This is a genomic window from Pseudomonas sp. PAMC 26793 (assembly GCF_000313235.1).
Taxonomy (GTDB): Bacteria; Pseudomonadota; Gammaproteobacteria; order Pseudomonadales; family Pseudomonadaceae; genus Aquipseudomonas; species Aquipseudomonas yamanorum.
The window spans coordinates 108,704-124,070 of sequence record NZ_AMXG01000036.1; the positions used below are offsets into that span (position 1 = coordinate 108,704).

The following is a 15,367-nucleotide window of genomic DNA, read 5'->3' on the forward strand; positions in this document are numbered from 1 at the left end:
ACACATTCCTCATTTGGCGTCTTTATTGACGGTATTGAGCAGGAATTTACCGATCAAGTCCTCCAGCACCAACGACGACTGTGTGTCATGAATGGTCGAACCATCCTTGAGCAGAGCTGTTTCCCCGCCCACGCTGATACCGATGTACTTCTCGCCCAGCAAACCAGCGGTGAGAATAGACGCAGTGGAGTCAGTCGGCAGGTTATCGACCTTCTTGTTCACTTGCATCGTCACCCGGCCGGTGAAGCTGTCGCGGTCCAGATCGATCGCCGTGACCTTGCCGATGGTTACACCCGCCATGGTCACTTTAGCTCTGACAGTCAAACCGGCGATATTGTCGAAGTAGGCGTAAAGTTTATAAGTATCGGCGGTGGGGCTGGCCGATAGGCCGCTGACTCGCAGGGCGAGCAACAGTAAAGCCAGGATGCCAGCCAGCAAGAAAAGGCCGACACCGATTTCCACAGTGCGGTTTTGCATCAGAAATCTCCAAACATCAAGGCGGTCAAAATGAAGTCAAGGCCAAGTACCGCCAGCGAGGCGTACACAACGGTCTTGGTGGTGGCGCGACTGATCCCCTCTGAAGTGGGCTCACAGTCGTAGCCTTGGAATACGGCGATCCAGGTCACTACAAAGGCGAAAACGATGCTTTTAATGATGCCATTGAGCACGTCACCGGTGAAGGTCACGCTGTTTTGCATGTTGCCCCAGTAGGAGCCGTCGTAGACACCCAGCCAGTCAACCGCCACCCACGAGCCACCCCAGATGCCCACCACGCTGAACACCATCGCCAGCAGTGGCAGGGAGATGAAGCCGGCCCACAGGCGCGGGGCAACAATGTACTTGAGCGGGTCGACACCGATCATTTCCAGGCTGGACAGTTGCTCGGTGGCCTTCATGTTGCCGATTTCGGCCGTCAGCGCCGAGCCGGCACGTCCGGCAAACAGCAGCGCAGTCACCACCGGGCCCAACTCACGCAACAGCGTCAGGGCGACCATCTGCCCCACCGCCTGCTCGGAACCATAGCTGGACAGGATATTAAAGCCCTGCAGCGCAAGCACCATACCGATGAATACACCGGAGACCACAATGATCACCAGGGACATTACGCCCACCGAGTGCAGTTGCTTGATCAGCAGGCCGAAACCGCCGCCAATACCGCCGCGGCCGAGCAAGGCATGAAACAGGAAAATCGTCGAACGGCCCAGCACACCAATGATATCGATGCCGGAGCGGCCGAAAAGGCGAACCTTTTCGAGTAAAGATTTCTTGCGCATCAGCGCTTCCCCAGAAGATCTGAGCGGTAGTCCGCTGCCGGAAAATGAAAAGGCACCGGGCCATCGGGATCGCCGGTCATGAATTGGCGAATGCGCGGGTTATCAGCGTTCATCAGCTCTTCAGGCGTGCCCTGCCCCAGCACCTGACCATCGCCCACGACATAAAGGTAGTCGGCAATGCTCGCGGTCTCGGCCAGGTCGTGGGAGACCACGATACTGGTGATACCCAGTGCGTCGTTGAGCAGGCGGATCAGGCGCACCAGGACGCCCATGGCGATCGGGTCCTGGCCAACGAAAGGCTCGTCGTACATGAGAATTTGCGGGTCGAGGGCGATGGCACGCGCCAGGGCGACACGACGCTTCATGCCACCGGACAGCTCGTCGGGCATTAAATCGATGGCACCGCGCAGCCCTACGGCCTGCAATTTCAGCAACACAATGTCACGAATCATCTCATCGGACAGCTGTGTGTGCACCCGCAGCGGGAACGCCACGTTTTCGAAAACATCGAGATCGGTAAACAACGCACCGCTCTGGAACAGCACTCCCATGTGCTTGCGCGCATCGAACAGGTCGCTGCGCGAGAGGGTCGGCAGGTTCTGGCCATTGACCCAGACTTCACCGGCGGAGGGGCGCAATTGCATGCCCATCAGACGCAACAGCGTCGTCTTGCCGCAGCCGGAAGGTCCCATGATGCCCGTGACTTTGCCGCGGGGAATGCGAATATCCACATTATTGAAGATGCTGCGCGTACCGCGCTTGAAGGACAGACCCTTCAGCTCGACCGCGTAGGCGTTATCGGCACTCATCTAAACTCCTTGGGATGCAGCCTTTCACTCAGACACCTTGTTTTCGACAAATGCTTGCGCCGAATAGACAAAAAGGCTGCGCGGACCGAACTGGCGGAGAACTATATCACTGCTGGTGCAGCGCCCCCAAGGCCGGAACAGAGCTTGTTCAGAAACAGGACAGGTAATAAATCGCAATATTAAGGGTTGCTCGGAGGCTTGACTAAATAAAGGCTGACGAACTTACGTGAGCGATTCGATCATTACCGTTATAATCGCCGACTTTTCGTCAGGCTATACGATTTCAGACATGAGCCAATCCAGCGACCTTATTCAATCCGCACAACGCACCATCCGCCTCGAGCTTGAAGCCGTAGAAGGTTTACTGGCCCATATCGACGCGGATTTCGTACGCGCATGCGAGATGATTCTGGCCAGCAAGGGCCGCGTTGTCGTGGTCGGCATGGGCAAATCCGGGCATGTTGGCAACAAGATCGCCGCCACCCTGGCGAGCACCGGAACCACCGCGTTCTTCGTGCACCCGGCCGAAGCCAGCCATGGCGACATGGGCATGATCACCCGGGACGACATCATCCTGGCACTGTCCAACTCCGGCACCACCAACGAAATCGTGACCCTGCTGCCGCTGATCAAGCGCCTGGGCATCCAGTTGATCAGCGTGACCGGCAACCCGGACTCGACGCTGGCAAAAGCCGCCGAAGTGAACTTGAACGTGCACGTAGCCCACGAGGCCTGCCCGCTGAACCTGGCACCGACCTCCTCCACCACCGCCGCCCTGGTCATGGGAGATGCGCTGGCCGTGGCATTGCTGGAGGCCCGCGGATTTACCGCCGAAGACTTCGCGTTTTCCCACCCGGGTGGTGCCTTGGGCCGTCGTCTGCTGCTTAAAGTGGAAAACGTGATGCACGCCGGCGACGAGCTGCCGCAAGTGGCGCGCGGCACCCTGCTTAAAGACGCCTTGATGGAAATGACCCTCAAGCGCCTGGGCATGACCGTGATCCTGGAAGACGACGGGCGCCTGGCCGGGGTTTTCACCGACGGTGACCTGCGTCGCACCCTGGACCGCAACCTCGACATCCAGACTGCCACCATCGACGAAGTCATGACTCCCCACGGCAAGACCGCCCGCCCTGACATGCTTGCGGCCGAAGCGCTGAAGATCATGGAAGACCATAAAATCCTGGCGCTGGTGGTGGTCGACAGTGACGACCGCCCGGTTGGCGCCCTGAACATGCACGATTTGCTGCGTGCGGGAGTGATGTAAATGACCACCGACCTGTTGCAACGGGGCAAAAACATCAAGCTGGCGATTTTCGACGTCGACGGCGTGCTGACGGATGGCCGCCTGTACTTCCTGGAAGACGGCAGCGAATTCAAGACCTTCAACACCCTCGATGGCCAAGGCATCAAGATGCTGATGGCGGCGGGCGTGCAAACCGGCATCATCAGCGGTCGCAAGACCCCGGTTGTGGAACGCCGCGCACAAAACCTGGGGATTCCTCACCTGTATCAGGGCCGCGAGGATAAACTGGTGGTTCTGGACGAGCTTCTTGGCCAACTCAACCTAAGCTATGAGCAAGTTGCCTACCTCGGTGACGATTTACCCGACCTGCCGGTGATTCGCCGGGTCGGCCTGGGCATGGCCGTGGCCAATGCGGCGGCGTTCGTTCGCGAACACGCCCATGGTGTGACGACAGCCCGTGGCGGCGAAGGCGCCGCCCGTGAGTTCTGCGAGTTGATTCTGCGCGCCCAAGGCAGCCTTGAAGCGGCTCACGCCGCCTACCTATAGAGCGTTTTATGCTGAGTAAAAAGATTCGCAATTTCCTGATATTTGCCATCATCGCCGCGGTTTTCCTCGCGGTCGGCTACTGGAATATCAGCCCGGAGCGCTTCCTCGACAAGCCTGTTGCGCAGGTTGACGAGAGCGCTATCGACTATTACGCCATCAACGCCCACAGCATTCAGTACCTGCCCGATGGCAAGGTCCAGTATGAAATGACCTCCGACAAGGTCGAACACTTGAAGGCATCCGAGGTCACGTTATTGACCAAGCCGGACATGAACCTGTATCGCGGTGCCGAATTTCCATGGCACGTGACCAGCGAGCGTGGCGAGGTCAACCCGGACGGCACCCAAGTGGAATTGATTGACTCGGTGCGCGTAGCCCGCACCGACGCCAAGAACCGCGACACTATTATTACCAGCAGTCGCATGACCGTATTCCCACAGAAGCAATATGCGCAGACCGAGCAAGACGTTAGAATTGACGGCGCTGGCGGTGTATCGACTGGCAAGGGAATGAAAGCGTATTTGAAAGAAAGCAGGATACACCTGCTATCGAACGTAAGAGGACAGTATGAGGCTCGTTAAAACCCTCCCTATTTTGCTCGGCCTGGGCGCAGCACTGGGAAGCGTGAGCGCCTGGGCTCTGCCGAACGATAGCCAGCAACCGATCCACATTCAGGCTGACGATGCGCAGCTGGATGACAAGCAAGGTATCGCGACTTACACCGGTAGCGTGATCATCACCCAGGGCTCGATGAAGGTGACGGGTAACACCGTGACGCTGACTCGCACCCCGGCAGGCGATATCGACGTGGTCACTTCGGTGGGCAACCTGGCGTATTTCGAACAGCTGCAGAAAGTGGGCGACCCTACACCGGTCAAAGGCTATGGCAAGACGATCCAGTACCACGCCCAGCAAAACCGTATCGTGCTGATCGACCAGGCCCGCGTCATCAATGACGGCAACACCACCGACGGCGAAAAAATCGTCTACGACACGGTGAAGCAGATTGCCCAGGCCGGTCGCGCCACCGGTTCGAAAATCAGCACGCCGAAGCCGCGTATCGACATGGTTATCCAGCCGAAGCAGAAACCGGGCGCAGCCCAGCCGGCGCCGAAACCCGACGCGAAGAAGGCGAATTAATGGCAACCCTGAAAGCCCAGCATCTGGCCAAGGCCTATAAAAGCCGTCAGGTCGTGCGCGACGTCAGCCTGTCGATCGACAGCGGGCAGATCGTCGGCTTGCTCGGCCCCAACGGTGCCGGCAAGACCACCTGTTTCTACATGATCGTCGGCCTGGTACAGGCCGATCAAGGCCGCGTCCTGATCGACGACCTGGACGTGAGCCACCAGCCTATGCACGGTCGTGCGCAGGCGGGTATCGGCTATCTTCCCCAGGAAGCATCGATCTTCCGCAAACTGTCGGTTTCCGACAACATCATGGCCATCCTCGAGACCCGCAAGGAACTCGACCGCGCCGGGCGCAAGAAAGAGCTGGAAAGCCTGCTGCAGGAATTCCATATCAACCACATTCGCGACAACCTCGGCATGAGCCTTTCCGGCGGCGAGCGGCGTCGTGTGGAAATCGCCCGAGCCCTGGCCACTGCGCCGAAGTTCATCCTGCTGGACGAACCCTTCGCCGGTGTCGACCCGATCTCCGTCGGCGACATCAAGCAGATCATCCATCACCTCAAGGCCAAGGGCATCGGTGTATTGATCACCGACCACAACGTCCGCGAGACCCTCGATATCTGCGAAACCGCGTATATCGTCAACGATGGACAGCTGATTGCCGAAGGTGACTCCGCCACTATCCTGGCCAACGAACTGGTCAAGGAAGTGTATCTGGGTCACGAGTTCCGCCTGTAAACACGGTGGTATCAGGCCATTCGCCATGGAGCGCGGTAGTCAATAAAAACCTCAGTATTTTTATTGTTACCGCGCTCTAGGCAAAGCCCCCGATATCAGGCATATAATTTGCTTATGTTTGGCGCTCACGCGCCCTGTCGTGGATGGCGCATTGCGCCGGCGAATAAGGTGTTAAGCCCCTGCCATGAAACCATCGCTAGTCCTGAGAATGGGCCAGCAGCTGACGATGACACCGCAGCTGCAACAGGCCATCCGCCTGCTCCAATTGTCGACCCTGGACCTGCAACAGGAAATCCAGGAGGCCCTGGAGTCCAATCCGATGCTCGAACGCCAGGAAGAAGGCGACGACTTCGATAATGCAGACCCGCTGGCCGACAACATCGAGCAAAAGCCCAACCCCGACGTACAGGAACCCTCCTACCAGGAAACCGCCCCCACGGTCGACAACCTCGAGGAAGGCGAATGGAACGAACGCATTCCCAACGAGCTTCCCGTGGACACCGCCTGGGAAGACGTCTACCAGACCAGCGCCAGCAGCCTGCCCAGCAACGATGATGACGAGTGGGACTTCACCACCCGTACGTCCGCCGGCGAGAGCCTGCAGAGCCATTTGCTCTGGCAACTGAACCTGGCCCCGATGTCCGATACCGATCGCCTGATCGCTGTGACCCTGATCGATTGCATCAACAATCAGGGCTACCTGGACGAGACCCTTGAGGAGATCCTCGAGGCCTTCGACCCGGAACTGGACATCGAGCTGGACGAAATCGAAGCCGTCCTGCACCGCATCCAGCAATTCGAGCCCGCCGGCATCGGCGCCCGCACCCTCAGCGAGTGCCTGCTGCTGCAATTGCGGCAATTGCCGGCCAAGACCCCTTGGCTGGCCGAAGCGCAGCGCCTGGTCACCGACTATATCGACCTGCTGGGCAGCCGCGACTACAGCCAACTGATGCGCCGCATGAAGCTCAAGGAAGATGACCTGCGCCAGATCATCGAGCTGGTGCAGAGCCTCAACCCTCGCCCTGGCTCGCAGATCGAGTCCAGTGAAGCCGAATATGTCGTGCCCGATGTGATCGTGCGCAAGGACAACGAGCGCTGGCTGGTGGAGCTGAACCAGGAATCGGTACCGCGCCTGCGGGTCAATCCGCAATACGCAGGTTTTGTGCGCCGCGCCGACACCAGCGCCGACAACACCTTCATGCGCAACCAGCTTCAGGAAGCCCGCTGGTTCATCAAGAGCCTGCAGAGCCGCAACGAAACCCTGATGAAAGTCGCCACCCAGATCGTCGAGCACCAGCGCGGCTTCCTGGAATACGGCGATGAAGCCATGAAACCGCTGGTATTGCATGACATCGCCGAGGCGGTAGGCATGCACGAATCAACGATTTCCCGGGTGACCACGCAAAAATTCATGCATACCCCACGGGGTATATATGAGCTGAAATACTTTTTCTCCAGCCACGTCAGCACCTCCGAAGGCGGCGAATGCTCGTCCACGGCGATCCGCGCGATCATCAAAAAACTGGTTGCCGCGGAAAATCAGAAAAAGCCGTTGAGTGACAGCAAGATCGCTGGTTTACTGGAGGCACAAGGCATTCAGGTCGCCCGTCGAACCGTCGCCAAGTACCGCGAGTCCCTTGGGATCGCGCCTTCCAGCGAGCGTAAACGTTTGATGTGACGGGCGGGCCATAGCGTTCCAGTGGCGGGTATTCCTACCCGTCGCTTTATGCACTGGCAACGAAGGAGAAGCTGTATGCAAGTCAACATCAGTGGACACCATGTAGAAGTCACCCCTCCATTGCGCGAATACGTCGAGCTGAAGCTGAGGAAGCTTGAGGGCCATTTCGACAAGATCACCAACGTGCAGGTCATCATGAAGGTCGACAAGCTTCAGCAGAAAATCGAAGCGACACTTCAGATACCTGGTGGCGAAGTGGTCGCCAATGCCGAACATGAAGACATGTATGCATCAATCGACTTGCTCACAGACAAGCTTGACCGCCAACTTAAAAAGCATAAGGAAAAGCAGCAGAGCCTTCTTCAAGGCACTGGCCGCTAACACTCCCCACCCATGATTCGACTTGAAACCATCCTGACCCCCGGCCGTTCCCTCGTGAACGTGCCGGGCGGCAGTAAAAAGCGCGCCCTCGAACAAATTGCCAACCTGATCGGCCGCGAAGTGCCCGAAATGGATACGCAAGCTGTGTACGAGGCCCTGATTGCCCGTGAAAAGCTCGGCTCGACCGGCTTTGGCAACGGCATCGCCATTCCTCACTGCCGCCTGCAAGGCTGCGAGTCTCCAGTCAGCGCCCTGCTGCACCTGGACGCCCCTATCGATTTCGACGCCATCGATGGCGCGCCGGTCGACCTGCTGTTTGTACTGCTGGTCCCCCAAGCGGCCACCGATGCGCACCTGGAACTGCTTCGGCAGATCGCCAGCATGCTCGACCGCAAAGAAGTACGCGATAAACTGCGCAGCGCCCCCAGTAATGAGGCGCTCTATCAGGTTGTCCTGGATGAACAAAACGGGCAGTAATCATGCGTTTGATCATCGTCAGCGGCCGTTCCGGCTCAGGTAAAAGCACGGCTCTCAATGTTCTTGAGGACAACGGTTTTTATTGCATCGACAACCTGCCCGCTGGCCTGCTGCCGGAACTGGCGGAGCGGGCACTGATTCATACCGAGCTGGCGCAACCGCTGGTCGCCGTGTCGATCGACGCGCGCAACCTGCCCAGCCACCTCACACGTTTTCCGGAACTGCTCGAAGAGGTACGGGCCAAGCACATCCATTGCGACGTGCTGTACCTGGACGCCGACGAAGAGACCCTGCTCAAGCGCTTCTCCGAAACCCGTCGACGCCACCCACTGAGCAGCCCGCACCGCTCGCTGGCCGAAGCCATTGAAGACGAGACCAAGCTGCTCGGGCCGATCATTGACCTGGCCGACCTCAAGATCAACACCACCAGCCTGAACCTGTATCAACTGCGCGATGCGATCAAGCTGCGCCTGCTGAATCAGCCGGAGCCGGGCACGGCTTTTCTGGTGGAGTCGTTTGGCTTCAAGCGCGGCATGCCGGTGGATGCCGACCTGGTATTTGATGTGCGTTGCCTGCCCAACCCGTACTGGAAGCCGGAATTGCGCGATCAGTCGGGGCTGGACCAACCTGTAGCCGAGTACTTGGCGGCGCAACCGGATGTCGAGGACATGTTCCAGGACATCTCCAGCTACCTGCTCAAATGGCTGCCGCGTTTTGCGGCCAGCAACCGGGCTTATGTCACCATCGCCATTGGCTGCACCGGCGGCCACCACCGCTCCGTCTACCTGACCGAACGCCTGGGCCAGGTGCTGCAACAAACCCTCAAGAACGTCCAGGTTCGCCACCGCGACCTCAGCTGAAAGGAACACCTCCGCGATGCCCGCTCTGGAAATTGAAATCATCAACAAGCTGGGCCTGCACGCCCGGGCCTCGGCCAAGTTCGTCGGCGTCGCCGGGCAGTTCCCTTGCCAGATTCGCGCCGGGCGCACCCCGGAATCAATGGTCGACGGCAAGAGCATCATGGCCATGATGATGCTGGCTGCGGGCAAGGGCACGAAGATTCACTTGAAGACGGAAGGCGAGCAAGAGCAGGAAGCGATGGATGCGCTGGTGAAGCTGATCAATAACTACTTTGACGAAGGCGAGTAAACCCGCCTTCCTGTGACAGCGTGAAGCCGGCAAGCGGCTTCACCCCAACGCCGTATCCATCACCATCATCAAGCAAAACCCGATGCAGAGCCCCAAGCTGGCAAGCTTGTCATGGCCATTGCGCCGCGACTCGGGAATGACTTCGTGAGTCACCACCAGCAGCATCGCCCCGGCCGCCAGTGCCAGCCCCAACGGCAACAGCACCTCCGCCAGGCTTACCAGCCAGGCACACAGCACGGCAAACACCGGCTCCACCAGGCCTGACGCCGCGCCGATCAGGAACGCCTTGACCCGCGACATACCCGCCCCGGCCAGCACCAGTGCAATCACCAATCCCTCCGGCACATCCTGCAAGGCGATGCCCATGGCCAGGCTGTCGGCATCGGGCATGCCGCCGCCTGCCGAGACACCAACGGCCATGCCTTCGGGAATATTGTGGGCGATGATGGCGAACACAAACAGCCAGATACGCGGCGGTATCACCGGATATTCCGGACTGCCCACCAGCATTTCCGGGCTGGCGCCGGAGACCTTGCGATCCACCAGGTACAACCCGAACGCGCCTAGCATGATGCCGAAACTGATCAAGCCACTGGCGGCCCAGGGCGTCAGCCCCAGGCTTTGCGCAGCCGCAATACCCGGCACGATCAGCGAAAACGCCGTCGCCGCCAGCATTACCCCGGCGCCGAAGCCGAGCAGCGTGTCGCTCACCGCCAACGGCATTCGGCGGATCACCAGTACCGGCACAGCGCCCAAGGCGGTGCCAAGCGCGCAAATCGCACCACCTTGCAAGGCCCGCAGGATGCGGGGTTCCAGGTCAAGCCAGGCCAGCCCTTGGGCCACCAGCAACGCGGTTCCTGCCAATAGCAGCAGCGAGCCAAACGCATAACGAAACATTCGCACGCTGCTGATCGCCAGTGTTTCAGTGCCCATAGTCGGCCTTAGATCTTGTTATGGAGGAATTTCAGCCCAGCGCAGCCTGGTAGCGTCCGGCAACTTCCGGCCAGTTGATGACGCTGTAGAACGCATTGATATATTCCGGACGACGGTTTTGGTACAGCAGGTAGTAAGCGTGTTCCCAGACGTCCAGGCCGAGGATTGGCGTATTGCCGCTCATCAGCGGGCTGTCCTGGTTGCCGCTGCTTTCCACCACCAGGGTCTTTTGCGGGGTCACGCTCAACCACGCCCAGCCACTGCCAAAACGGGTCAAGGCCGCTTTGGTGAAGGCCTCTTTGAACGCATCGAAACCGCCCAACTGTTCGTCGATGGCTTTGCCCAGCGCACCGTCCGGTTTGCCGCCGCCCTTGGGCGACATTACGGCCCAGAACAACGAGTGGTTAGCGTGACCGCCGCCCTGGTTGATCACCGCCGCCCGCAGCTTTTCCGGCAGTTGCTGGACGCTGGACACCAGTTTCTCCACCGGCCAACCGGCAAACTCGGTGCCTTCGACAGCCGCGTTGAGGTTGTTGATGTAGGTCTGGTGGTGCTTGGTGTAGTGGATCTCCATGGTTTGCGCATCGATATGCGGTTCAAGGGCATCGTAGGCGTAAGGCAGGGCCGGCAAGGTGTAGGACATATCAATGAGCTCCATAAAAAGGGCTGTTGCGGGTCGACGCATGCGATGGCGCCACGTTGCTGCCCAGCAGGCGGTGGGTACGTGGGTACTCACCGTGATCGCTGATGAAATTCAGCAGTTCGACGTAGGTCTTGCTGCTCTGGCACAGGGCCGCTTCCCGCAATTGCGGGTTCAGGCGGGTGTCCTGCATGGTCTGCAACAGACGCTGGTGAATGGCACAGAGGTATTCCGCGCTCTCCTCCGGCTGGTTCAGGCGCAGGTGCAGGTCGGCCAGGTTGTGATGGGAAATGACGCAGGCCGCCACTGCTTCGTCGGCATCCGCCCAGCGCTCAAACAACACTTGAGCCAGGGCCAGGGCTTGCAGGTAGGCCTCGCGGGCATCTACCAGCTCGCCCGCCATAAAGCAGCGATTGGCCCGTTCGATCGTACGTTTCCAGTGCTCCATGGTGTGCCTCCAAAGCAGGGTCAGTGATTACACGCCGCCGGCCGTGAGCTTTTCCGGATCCAGCAGGATTTCCAGCTGGCTGCGGGGCAAGTCGGTGTGTTCGAGCACTACGTCAATCACCGGGCGGCCTTGTTGATAGGCCTTCTTGGCGATTTCGGCGGCCTTTTGGTAACCGATGATCGGGTTGAGTGCGGTCACCAGGATCGGGTTGCGCGACAGCGCTTCCTTGAGCTTGACTTCGTTGACCTTGAAGCTGGCGATGGCCTTGTCCGCCAACAGGCGGCTGGAGTTGGCCAGCAATTCCAGGCTGCTGAGCAGATTCTGGGCAATGATCGGCAGCATCACGTTGAGTTCGAAGTTGCCGGACTGGCCGGCGATGGTGATCACCGTGTCATTGCCGATCACCTGTGCGGCAACCATGGCGGTAGCTTCCGGGATCACCGGGTTGACCTTGCCCGGCATGATCGAGGAGCCCGGTTGCAGGCCTTCCAGCTCGATTTCACCGAGGCCGGCCAACGGGCCGGAGTTCATCCAGCGCAGGTCGTTGGCGATTTTCATCAGGGACACGGCGGTGGTCTTGAGCTGCCCCGAGACCGCGACGGCGGTGTCCTGGGAGCCAATCAGGGCAAACAGGTTCTTGCCCGGGGTGAACTGGACGTGGGTCAGATTGCTCAGTTGCTGGCTGAAACGCGCCGCAAACTCTGGATGCGCATTGATCCCGGTGCCAACTGCAGTGCCGCCCTGGGCCAGCGCCTGCAAACTCGGCAGCAGGTCTTGCAGATGGCCGATGTTGGCCTTGAGCTGCTGCGCCCAACCATTGAGCACCTGGCTCATGCGCACCGGCATCGCATCCATCAAATGCGTCCGGCCGGTCTTGACGAAGCGGTGCACCTCTTCGGCCTTGTGTTCGATCACCTGGACCAGATGCAACAGCGCCGGCAGGGTTTGCTCATGCAACACCAGCGCCGCACTGACGTGAATGGTGGTCGGGATGATGTCGTTGCTGCTTTGGCCGCAGTTCACGTGATCGTTGGGATTCACCGGCTCCCCCAGCAAACGGCTGGCGAGGGTCGCAATCACTTCGTTGGCATTCATGTTGGAGCTGGTGCCGGAGCCGGTCTGGAAGATATCCACCGGGAAGTGCTGCATGAAGTCGCCTTCCAGCAAGCCCTGGGCGGCATCGACGATGGCCTTGCCCTGGGCTTCGCTCAGTTGTTTCAGCTCGACGTTAGCTTTGGCCGCCGCAGCCTTGGCCAGGATCAGCGCACGAATGAACTGCGCCGGCATGCGCAGGTGGCTGATGTGAAAGTTGTTCACCGCACGCTGGGTTTGCGCGCCATACAGGGCCTCGGCGGGCACTTGCAGTTCGCCCATGCTGTCACGTTCGATACGGGTGTTACTCATCGGAAGATCCTTGCACCAAGTCGGAGTGAGAAATGGATGGAAGCAATTCGCAGGTCGCCAATTGCCAGGCAAAGGTCTGCCAGCGCTTGAGGCGGCAGGCACAGTGGGAAAGTTTTTCCAGGTCGCGCAACGGGCGCCAGGCCTGGTCCAGGCACATGGACCGCCAGTGCCAGGGCAAGGCAATGTCGGAGGCGGTGTCGAGCAGCAGGCGGAATGAGGTTTCGCCGATAGTCCACGGGTGGGTCGCGGTGCAACAGGCGAGGTACCGGCCTTCGGCCAGGTAATGTTCGATCAGGCGGGGCTCGTCGGGATCAAGGCCGCAGCGAATCTGACGACTCATCCAACGCCAGCTTTCCAGGTAGGGATCCTCATGCAGGACAGAACTCATGATCCACACTCATTCGGTAATGATATTTATTATTAAATGATATTGAGAATCAAAACAAGAGCCTGAGGAAATCACTCGGAATTCCAGGCACAAAAAAAGACGCGCCATCCAGTGGATGGCGCGCCTTTTTTTACAGCGTCTTTCGGCGGGTTAGCTGCCGGCGACGGTCATCTTCTCGATCAACACCGAACCGGTGCGGATGTTGCTGCGCAGTTCCAGGTCATTCCCCACTGCGACAATCTGCTTGAACATGTCGCGCATATTGCCGGCGATGGTCACTTCCTGCACGGCGAACTGGATTTCACCGTTCTCCACCCAGAAACCCGCCGCGCCACGGGAGTAATCACCGGTGACCATATTCAGGCCATGCCCCATCAACTCGGTGACCAGCAAGCCACGCCCCATGCGCCGCAGCAGCGCCGCCTGGTCTTCATCGCCATGGGTGATGAACAGGTTGTGCACGCCGCCGGAGTTGGCGGTGCTTGGCAGGCCGAGCTTGCGACCGGCATAAGTACCCAACACATAGGACACCAACTCACCGTTCTCGACGAACGGCTTGGCATAAGTCGCCAGGCCATCACCGTCAAACGACGAACTGCCCATCGCGCGCATCAGGTGCGGGCGCTCATCGATGGTCAGCCATTCCGGGAACAGCTTCTGGCCAATCGCGCCCTCGAGGAACGACGACTTGCGGTACAGGTTGCCGCCGGAAATCGCCCCAAGGAAGCTGCCGAACAGACCACCGGCCAGTTCCGCCGAAAACAGCACCGGCACTTCGCAAGTCGGCACCGGGCGTGCGCCCAGGCGGCTGGCCGCACGTTGTGCGGCACGTTGGCCGATGAGCACCGGGTCCATCAGCAATTCGCCCTGGCGGTTCACGTCGTACCAGTAATCACGCTGCATCTGGCCGTTGGCTTCGGCGATCATCACGCAGCTCAGGCTGTGACGCGTCGAGGCATAACCGCCGATAAAGCCATGGCTGTTGCCATACACACGGCAGCCCTGGTGAGTGCTCAAGGTGGTGCCATCGGCGTTCTTGATCCGACTGTCGGCGTCAAATGCCGCCGCTTCGCAGGTCAACGCTTGTTCAATAGCCTGCTCCGGGGTGATATCCCAGGCATGAAACAGGTCAAAATCCTTCAAGTCCCGAGCCATCAGGGCTGCATCTGCCAGGCCCGAGCTTTCATCTTCAGACGTGTGCTTGGCAATTGCCAGGGCTGCTGCGACGGTTTCGCGAATCGCTTCCGGGCCGCTGGCGGAGGTGCTGGCCGAGCCTTTGCGCTGGCCCACGTACAAGGTGATGCCAAACCCCTGGTCGCGGTTGAACTCAACCGTTTCCACTTCCCGCTGGCGTACCGATGTCGACAACCCCTGCTCCAGGGACACCGCCACTTCACAGGCACTGGCCCCCTGGCGCTTGGCCTCGGCAATGATCTGCTCGACTTGTTCCTGCAGTGCCGGTAACGCTTGCGGACCGACGCTTTGGGCTGCACTCATGGTTTTCTCCACTCAAATTCTGCTTTCGGTTAAGGCCTTCTAGCGACCGGGCCGGACAAGCGGCCCCCGACTGGTTATCATGGCGGCGTTTCTTTGCGGACTGCCACCATGGTTGATTCTTACGACGACTCCCTCGATGGGGAGAAAAGCAAATCTCAGGTCAAACGCGAGCTGCATGCTCTGGTTGACCTCGGCGAGCGCCTTACAACACTCAAGCCTGACTTGTGTGCAAAACTGCCATTGACCGACGCCCTGCGCCGGGCCCTGAACGATGCGCCCAAGCACACCGCGAATATCGCGCGTAAACGGCACCTCATGTTTATCGGCAAACTGATGCGCGACCAGGACACTGACGCCATTCTGACGTTGCTCGATCAACTCGATGCCTCCACTCGCCAGTACAACGAGCGTTTCCATAACCTGGAACGCTGGCGTGATCGCTTGATCGCCGGCGATGACGCGGTACTGGAGAAGTTCGTCATCGAGTACCCGGATGCCGATCGCCAACAATTGCGCTCCCTGATCCGTCAGGCCCAGCACGAACTGGCGCAAAGCAAGCCACCGGCCTCCAGCCGAAAAATCTTCAAATACATCCGTGAGCTGGACGATAGTCAACGCGGCCTGCGCTGACCCTC

Annotated in this window: 20 protein-coding genes; 11 read left to right on the forward strand and 9 right to left on the reverse strand. The window is 59.5% G+C overall.

Translation table 11 applies throughout. From position 1 onward, the window contains the following. Positions 1–9: 9 nt before the first annotated feature. Genes mlaD through D109_RS0115595 form a run of 3 tightly spaced genes read right to left on the reverse strand, consistent with a single transcriptional unit; the run spans position 10 to position 2,083 of the window. Complete coding sequence (gene mlaD / locus D109_RS0115585; RefSeq protein WP_017477724.1) at positions 10–477, reverse strand: outer membrane lipid asymmetry maintenance protein MlaD; 468 nt, start codon at positions 475–477, stop codon at positions 10–12. After that, positions 477–1,274, reverse strand: a complete 798-nt coding sequence (gene mlaE / locus D109_RS0115590; protein ID WP_017477725.1) for a lipid asymmetry maintenance ABC transporter permease subunit MlaE — start codon at positions 1,272–1,274, stop codon at positions 477–479. Before mlaE ends, mlaD begins: the two co-directional genes overlap by 1 nt. Then, positions 1,274–2,083 (reverse strand): ATP-binding cassette domain-containing protein, encoded by an 810-nt coding sequence (locus tag D109_RS0115595; protein ID WP_003216128.1) that lies wholly within the window; start codon positions 2,081–2,083, stop codon positions 1,274–1,276. Before D109_RS0115595 ends, mlaE begins: the two co-directional genes overlap by 1 nt. Positions 2,084–2,372: 289 nt before the next feature. On the opposite strand from D109_RS0115595, the gene D109_RS0115600 reads away from it, so the two are divergent. The 10 genes from D109_RS0115600 (at position 2,373) to D109_RS0115645 (ending at position 9,422) form a co-directional block, all read left to right on the forward strand. Beyond that, a complete protein-coding gene (locus tag D109_RS0115600) occupies positions 2,373–3,347 on the forward strand; it encodes a KpsF/GutQ family sugar-phosphate isomerase (protein WP_017477726.1) in 975 nt (324 codons plus the stop codon). Further along, the gene (locus D109_RS0115605) at positions 3,348–3,872 is read left to right on the forward strand and encodes an HAD family hydrolase (protein ID WP_010170579.1); all 525 of its coding nucleotides are present in this window, start codon (positions 3,348–3,350) and stop codon (positions 3,870–3,872) included. Between the two features lie 8 nt (positions 3,873–3,880). Next, positions 3,881–4,453, forward strand: coding sequence for an LPS export ABC transporter periplasmic protein LptC (gene lptC / locus D109_RS0115610; RefSeq protein ID WP_017477727.1), 573 nt, complete (start codon positions 3,881–3,883; stop codon positions 4,451–4,453). Beyond that, on the forward strand, positions 4,440–5,012 hold the full coding sequence (gene lptA, locus D109_RS0115615; protein ID WP_023659193.1) for a lipopolysaccharide transport periplasmic protein LptA: 573 nt from the start codon (positions 4,440–4,442) through the stop codon (positions 5,010–5,012). The genes lptC and lptA overlap by 14 nt, the downstream gene beginning before the upstream one ends. After that, positions 5,012–5,737 carry an LPS export ABC transporter ATP-binding protein gene (gene lptB, locus D109_RS0115620; RefSeq protein ID WP_003216119.1) on the forward strand — a complete coding sequence of 242 codons (726 nt, stop codon included), beginning with the start codon at positions 5,012–5,014 and terminating at the stop codon, positions 5,735–5,737. Before lptA ends, lptB begins: the two co-directional genes overlap by 1 nt. Positions 5,738–5,921: 184 nt before the next feature. Then, positions 5,922–7,415 carry an RNA polymerase factor sigma-54 gene (locus tag D109_RS0115625; RefSeq protein WP_026078000.1) on the forward strand — a complete coding sequence of 498 codons (1,494 nt, stop codon included), beginning with the start codon at positions 5,922–5,924 and terminating at the stop codon, positions 7,413–7,415. Positions 7,416–7,490: 75 nt separating this feature from the next. Next, positions 7,491–7,796 (forward strand): ribosome hibernation-promoting factor, HPF/YfiA family, encoded by a 306-nt coding sequence (gene hpf, locus D109_RS0115630; protein ID WP_017477729.1) that lies wholly within the window; start codon positions 7,491–7,493, stop codon positions 7,794–7,796. Between the two features lie 12 nt (positions 7,797–7,808). Next, complete coding sequence (gene ptsN, locus D109_RS0115635) at positions 7,809–8,273, forward strand: PTS IIA-like nitrogen regulatory protein PtsN (protein WP_017477730.1); 465 nt, start codon at positions 7,809–7,811, stop codon at positions 8,271–8,273. 2 nt (positions 8,274–8,275) lie between these two features. After that, complete coding sequence (gene rapZ, locus D109_RS0115640; protein WP_017477731.1) at positions 8,276–9,133, forward strand: RNase adapter RapZ; 858 nt, start codon at positions 8,276–8,278, stop codon at positions 9,131–9,133. A 16-nt stretch (positions 9,134–9,149) separates the two neighbouring features. Continuing rightward, a complete protein-coding gene (locus tag D109_RS0115645; RefSeq protein WP_017138240.1) occupies positions 9,150–9,422 on the forward strand; it encodes an HPr family phosphocarrier protein in 273 nt (90 codons plus the stop codon). A 39-nt stretch (positions 9,423–9,461) separates the two neighbouring features. On the opposite strand, the gene D109_RS0115650 is transcribed toward D109_RS0115645, so the two are convergent. From D109_RS0115650 to pmbA, 6 genes are all read right to left on the reverse strand, one after another. Further along, positions 9,462–10,355: a ZIP family metal transporter gene (locus tag D109_RS0115650; protein WP_017477732.1), complete on the reverse strand. Its 894-nt coding sequence runs from the start codon at positions 10,353–10,355 to the stop codon at positions 9,462–9,464. Positions 10,356–10,386: 31 nt separating this feature from the next. Continuing rightward, a complete protein-coding gene (locus tag D109_RS0115655) occupies positions 10,387–10,998 on the reverse strand; it encodes a superoxide dismutase (protein WP_017477733.1) in 612 nt (203 codons plus the stop codon). A 1-nt stretch (position 10,999) separates the two neighbouring features. Further along, positions 11,000–11,443, reverse strand: a complete 444-nt coding sequence (locus tag D109_RS0115660; protein ID WP_017477734.1) for a hypothetical protein — start codon at positions 11,441–11,443, stop codon at positions 11,000–11,002. A gap of 27 nt (positions 11,444–11,470) precedes the next feature. After that, positions 11,471–12,847, reverse strand: coding sequence for an aspartate ammonia-lyase (locus D109_RS0115665; protein ID WP_017477735.1), 1,377 nt, complete (start codon positions 12,845–12,847; stop codon positions 11,471–11,473). After that, positions 12,840–13,235: a hypothetical protein gene (locus D109_RS0115670; RefSeq protein ID WP_010170602.1), complete on the reverse strand. Its 396-nt coding sequence runs from the start codon at positions 13,233–13,235 to the stop codon at positions 12,840–12,842. Before D109_RS0115670 ends, D109_RS0115665 begins: the two co-directional genes overlap by 8 nt. Positions 13,236–13,385: 150 nt before the next feature. Continuing rightward, positions 13,386–14,732 carry a metalloprotease PmbA gene (gene pmbA, locus D109_RS0115675; RefSeq protein WP_003216094.1) on the reverse strand — a complete coding sequence of 449 codons (1,347 nt, stop codon included), beginning with the start codon at positions 14,730–14,732 and terminating at the stop codon, positions 13,386–13,388. Between the two features lie 108 nt (positions 14,733–14,840). Here pmbA and yjgA point away from each other — a divergent pair, with 108 nt between their 5' ends. Next, a complete protein-coding gene (yjgA, locus tag D109_RS0115680) occupies positions 14,841–15,362 on the forward strand; it encodes a ribosome biogenesis factor YjgA (RefSeq protein WP_003216092.1) in 522 nt (173 codons plus the stop codon). The last annotated feature ends 5 nt before the right edge of the window (positions 15,363–15,367 follow it).

Excerpts from the sequence above, each read along its gene's own strand:
- lptC (WP_017477727.1), top strand. The coding sequence starts at position 3,881 with ATGCTGAGTAAAAAGATTCGCAATTTCCTGATATTTGCCATCATCGCC.
- D109_RS0115650 (WP_017477732.1), bottom strand. The coding sequence starts at position 10,355 with ATGGGCACTGAAACACTGGCGATCAGCAGCGTGCGAATGTTTCGTTAT.
- D109_RS0115665 (WP_017477735.1), bottom strand. The coding sequence starts at position 12,847 with ATGAGTAACACCCGTATCGAACGTGACAGCATGGGCGAACTGCAAGTG.
- lptB (WP_003216119.1), top strand. The coding sequence starts at position 5,012 with ATGGCAACCCTGAAAGCCCAGCATCTGGCCAAGGCCTATAAAAGCCGT.
- D109_RS0115655 (WP_017477733.1), bottom strand. The coding sequence starts at position 10,998 with ATGTCCTACACCTTGCCGGCCCTGCCTTACGCCTACGATGCCCTTGAA.
- D109_RS0115645 (WP_017138240.1), top strand. The coding sequence starts at position 9,150 with ATGCCCGCTCTGGAAATTGAAATCATCAACAAGCTGGGCCTGCACGCC.
- ptsN (WP_017477730.1), top strand. The coding sequence starts at position 7,809 with ATGATTCGACTTGAAACCATCCTGACCCCCGGCCGTTCCCTCGTGAAC.
- D109_RS0115605 (WP_010170579.1), top strand. The coding sequence starts at position 3,348 with ATGACCACCGACCTGTTGCAACGGGGCAAAAACATCAAGCTGGCGATT.
- rapZ (WP_017477731.1), top strand. The coding sequence starts at position 8,276 with ATGCGTTTGATCATCGTCAGCGGCCGTTCCGGCTCAGGTAAAAGCACG.
- D109_RS0115670 (WP_010170602.1), bottom strand. The coding sequence starts at position 13,235 with ATGAGTTCTGTCCTGCATGAGGATCCCTACCTGGAAAGCTGGCGTTGG.
- mlaE (WP_017477725.1), bottom strand. The coding sequence starts at position 1,274 with ATGCGCAAGAAATCTTTACTCGAAAAGGTTCGCCTTTTCGGCCGCTCC.
- D109_RS0115625 (WP_026078000.1), top strand. The coding sequence starts at position 5,922 with ATGAAACCATCGCTAGTCCTGAGAATGGGCCAGCAGCTGACGATGACA.
- mlaD (WP_017477724.1), bottom strand. The coding sequence starts at position 477 with ATGCAAAACCGCACTGTGGAAATCGGTGTCGGCCTTTTCTTGCTGGCT.
- D109_RS0115595 (WP_003216128.1), bottom strand. The coding sequence starts at position 2,083 with ATGAGTGCCGATAACGCCTACGCGGTCGAGCTGAAGGGTCTGTCCTTC.
- D109_RS0115600 (WP_017477726.1), top strand. The coding sequence starts at position 2,373 with ATGAGCCAATCCAGCGACCTTATTCAATCCGCACAACGCACCATCCGC.
- hpf (WP_017477729.1), top strand. The coding sequence starts at position 7,491 with ATGCAAGTCAACATCAGTGGACACCATGTAGAAGTCACCCCTCCATTG.
- D109_RS0115660 (WP_017477734.1), bottom strand. The coding sequence starts at position 11,443 with ATGGAGCACTGGAAACGTACGATCGAACGGGCCAATCGCTGCTTTATG.
- pmbA (WP_003216094.1), bottom strand. The coding sequence starts at position 14,732 with ATGAGTGCAGCCCAAAGCGTCGGTCCGCAAGCGTTACCGGCACTGCAG.
- lptA (WP_023659193.1), top strand. The coding sequence starts at position 4,440 with ATGAGGCTCGTTAAAACCCTCCCTATTTTGCTCGGCCTGGGCGCAGCA.
- yjgA (WP_003216092.1), top strand. The coding sequence starts at position 14,841 with ATGGTTGATTCTTACGACGACTCCCTCGATGGGGAGAAAAGCAAATCT.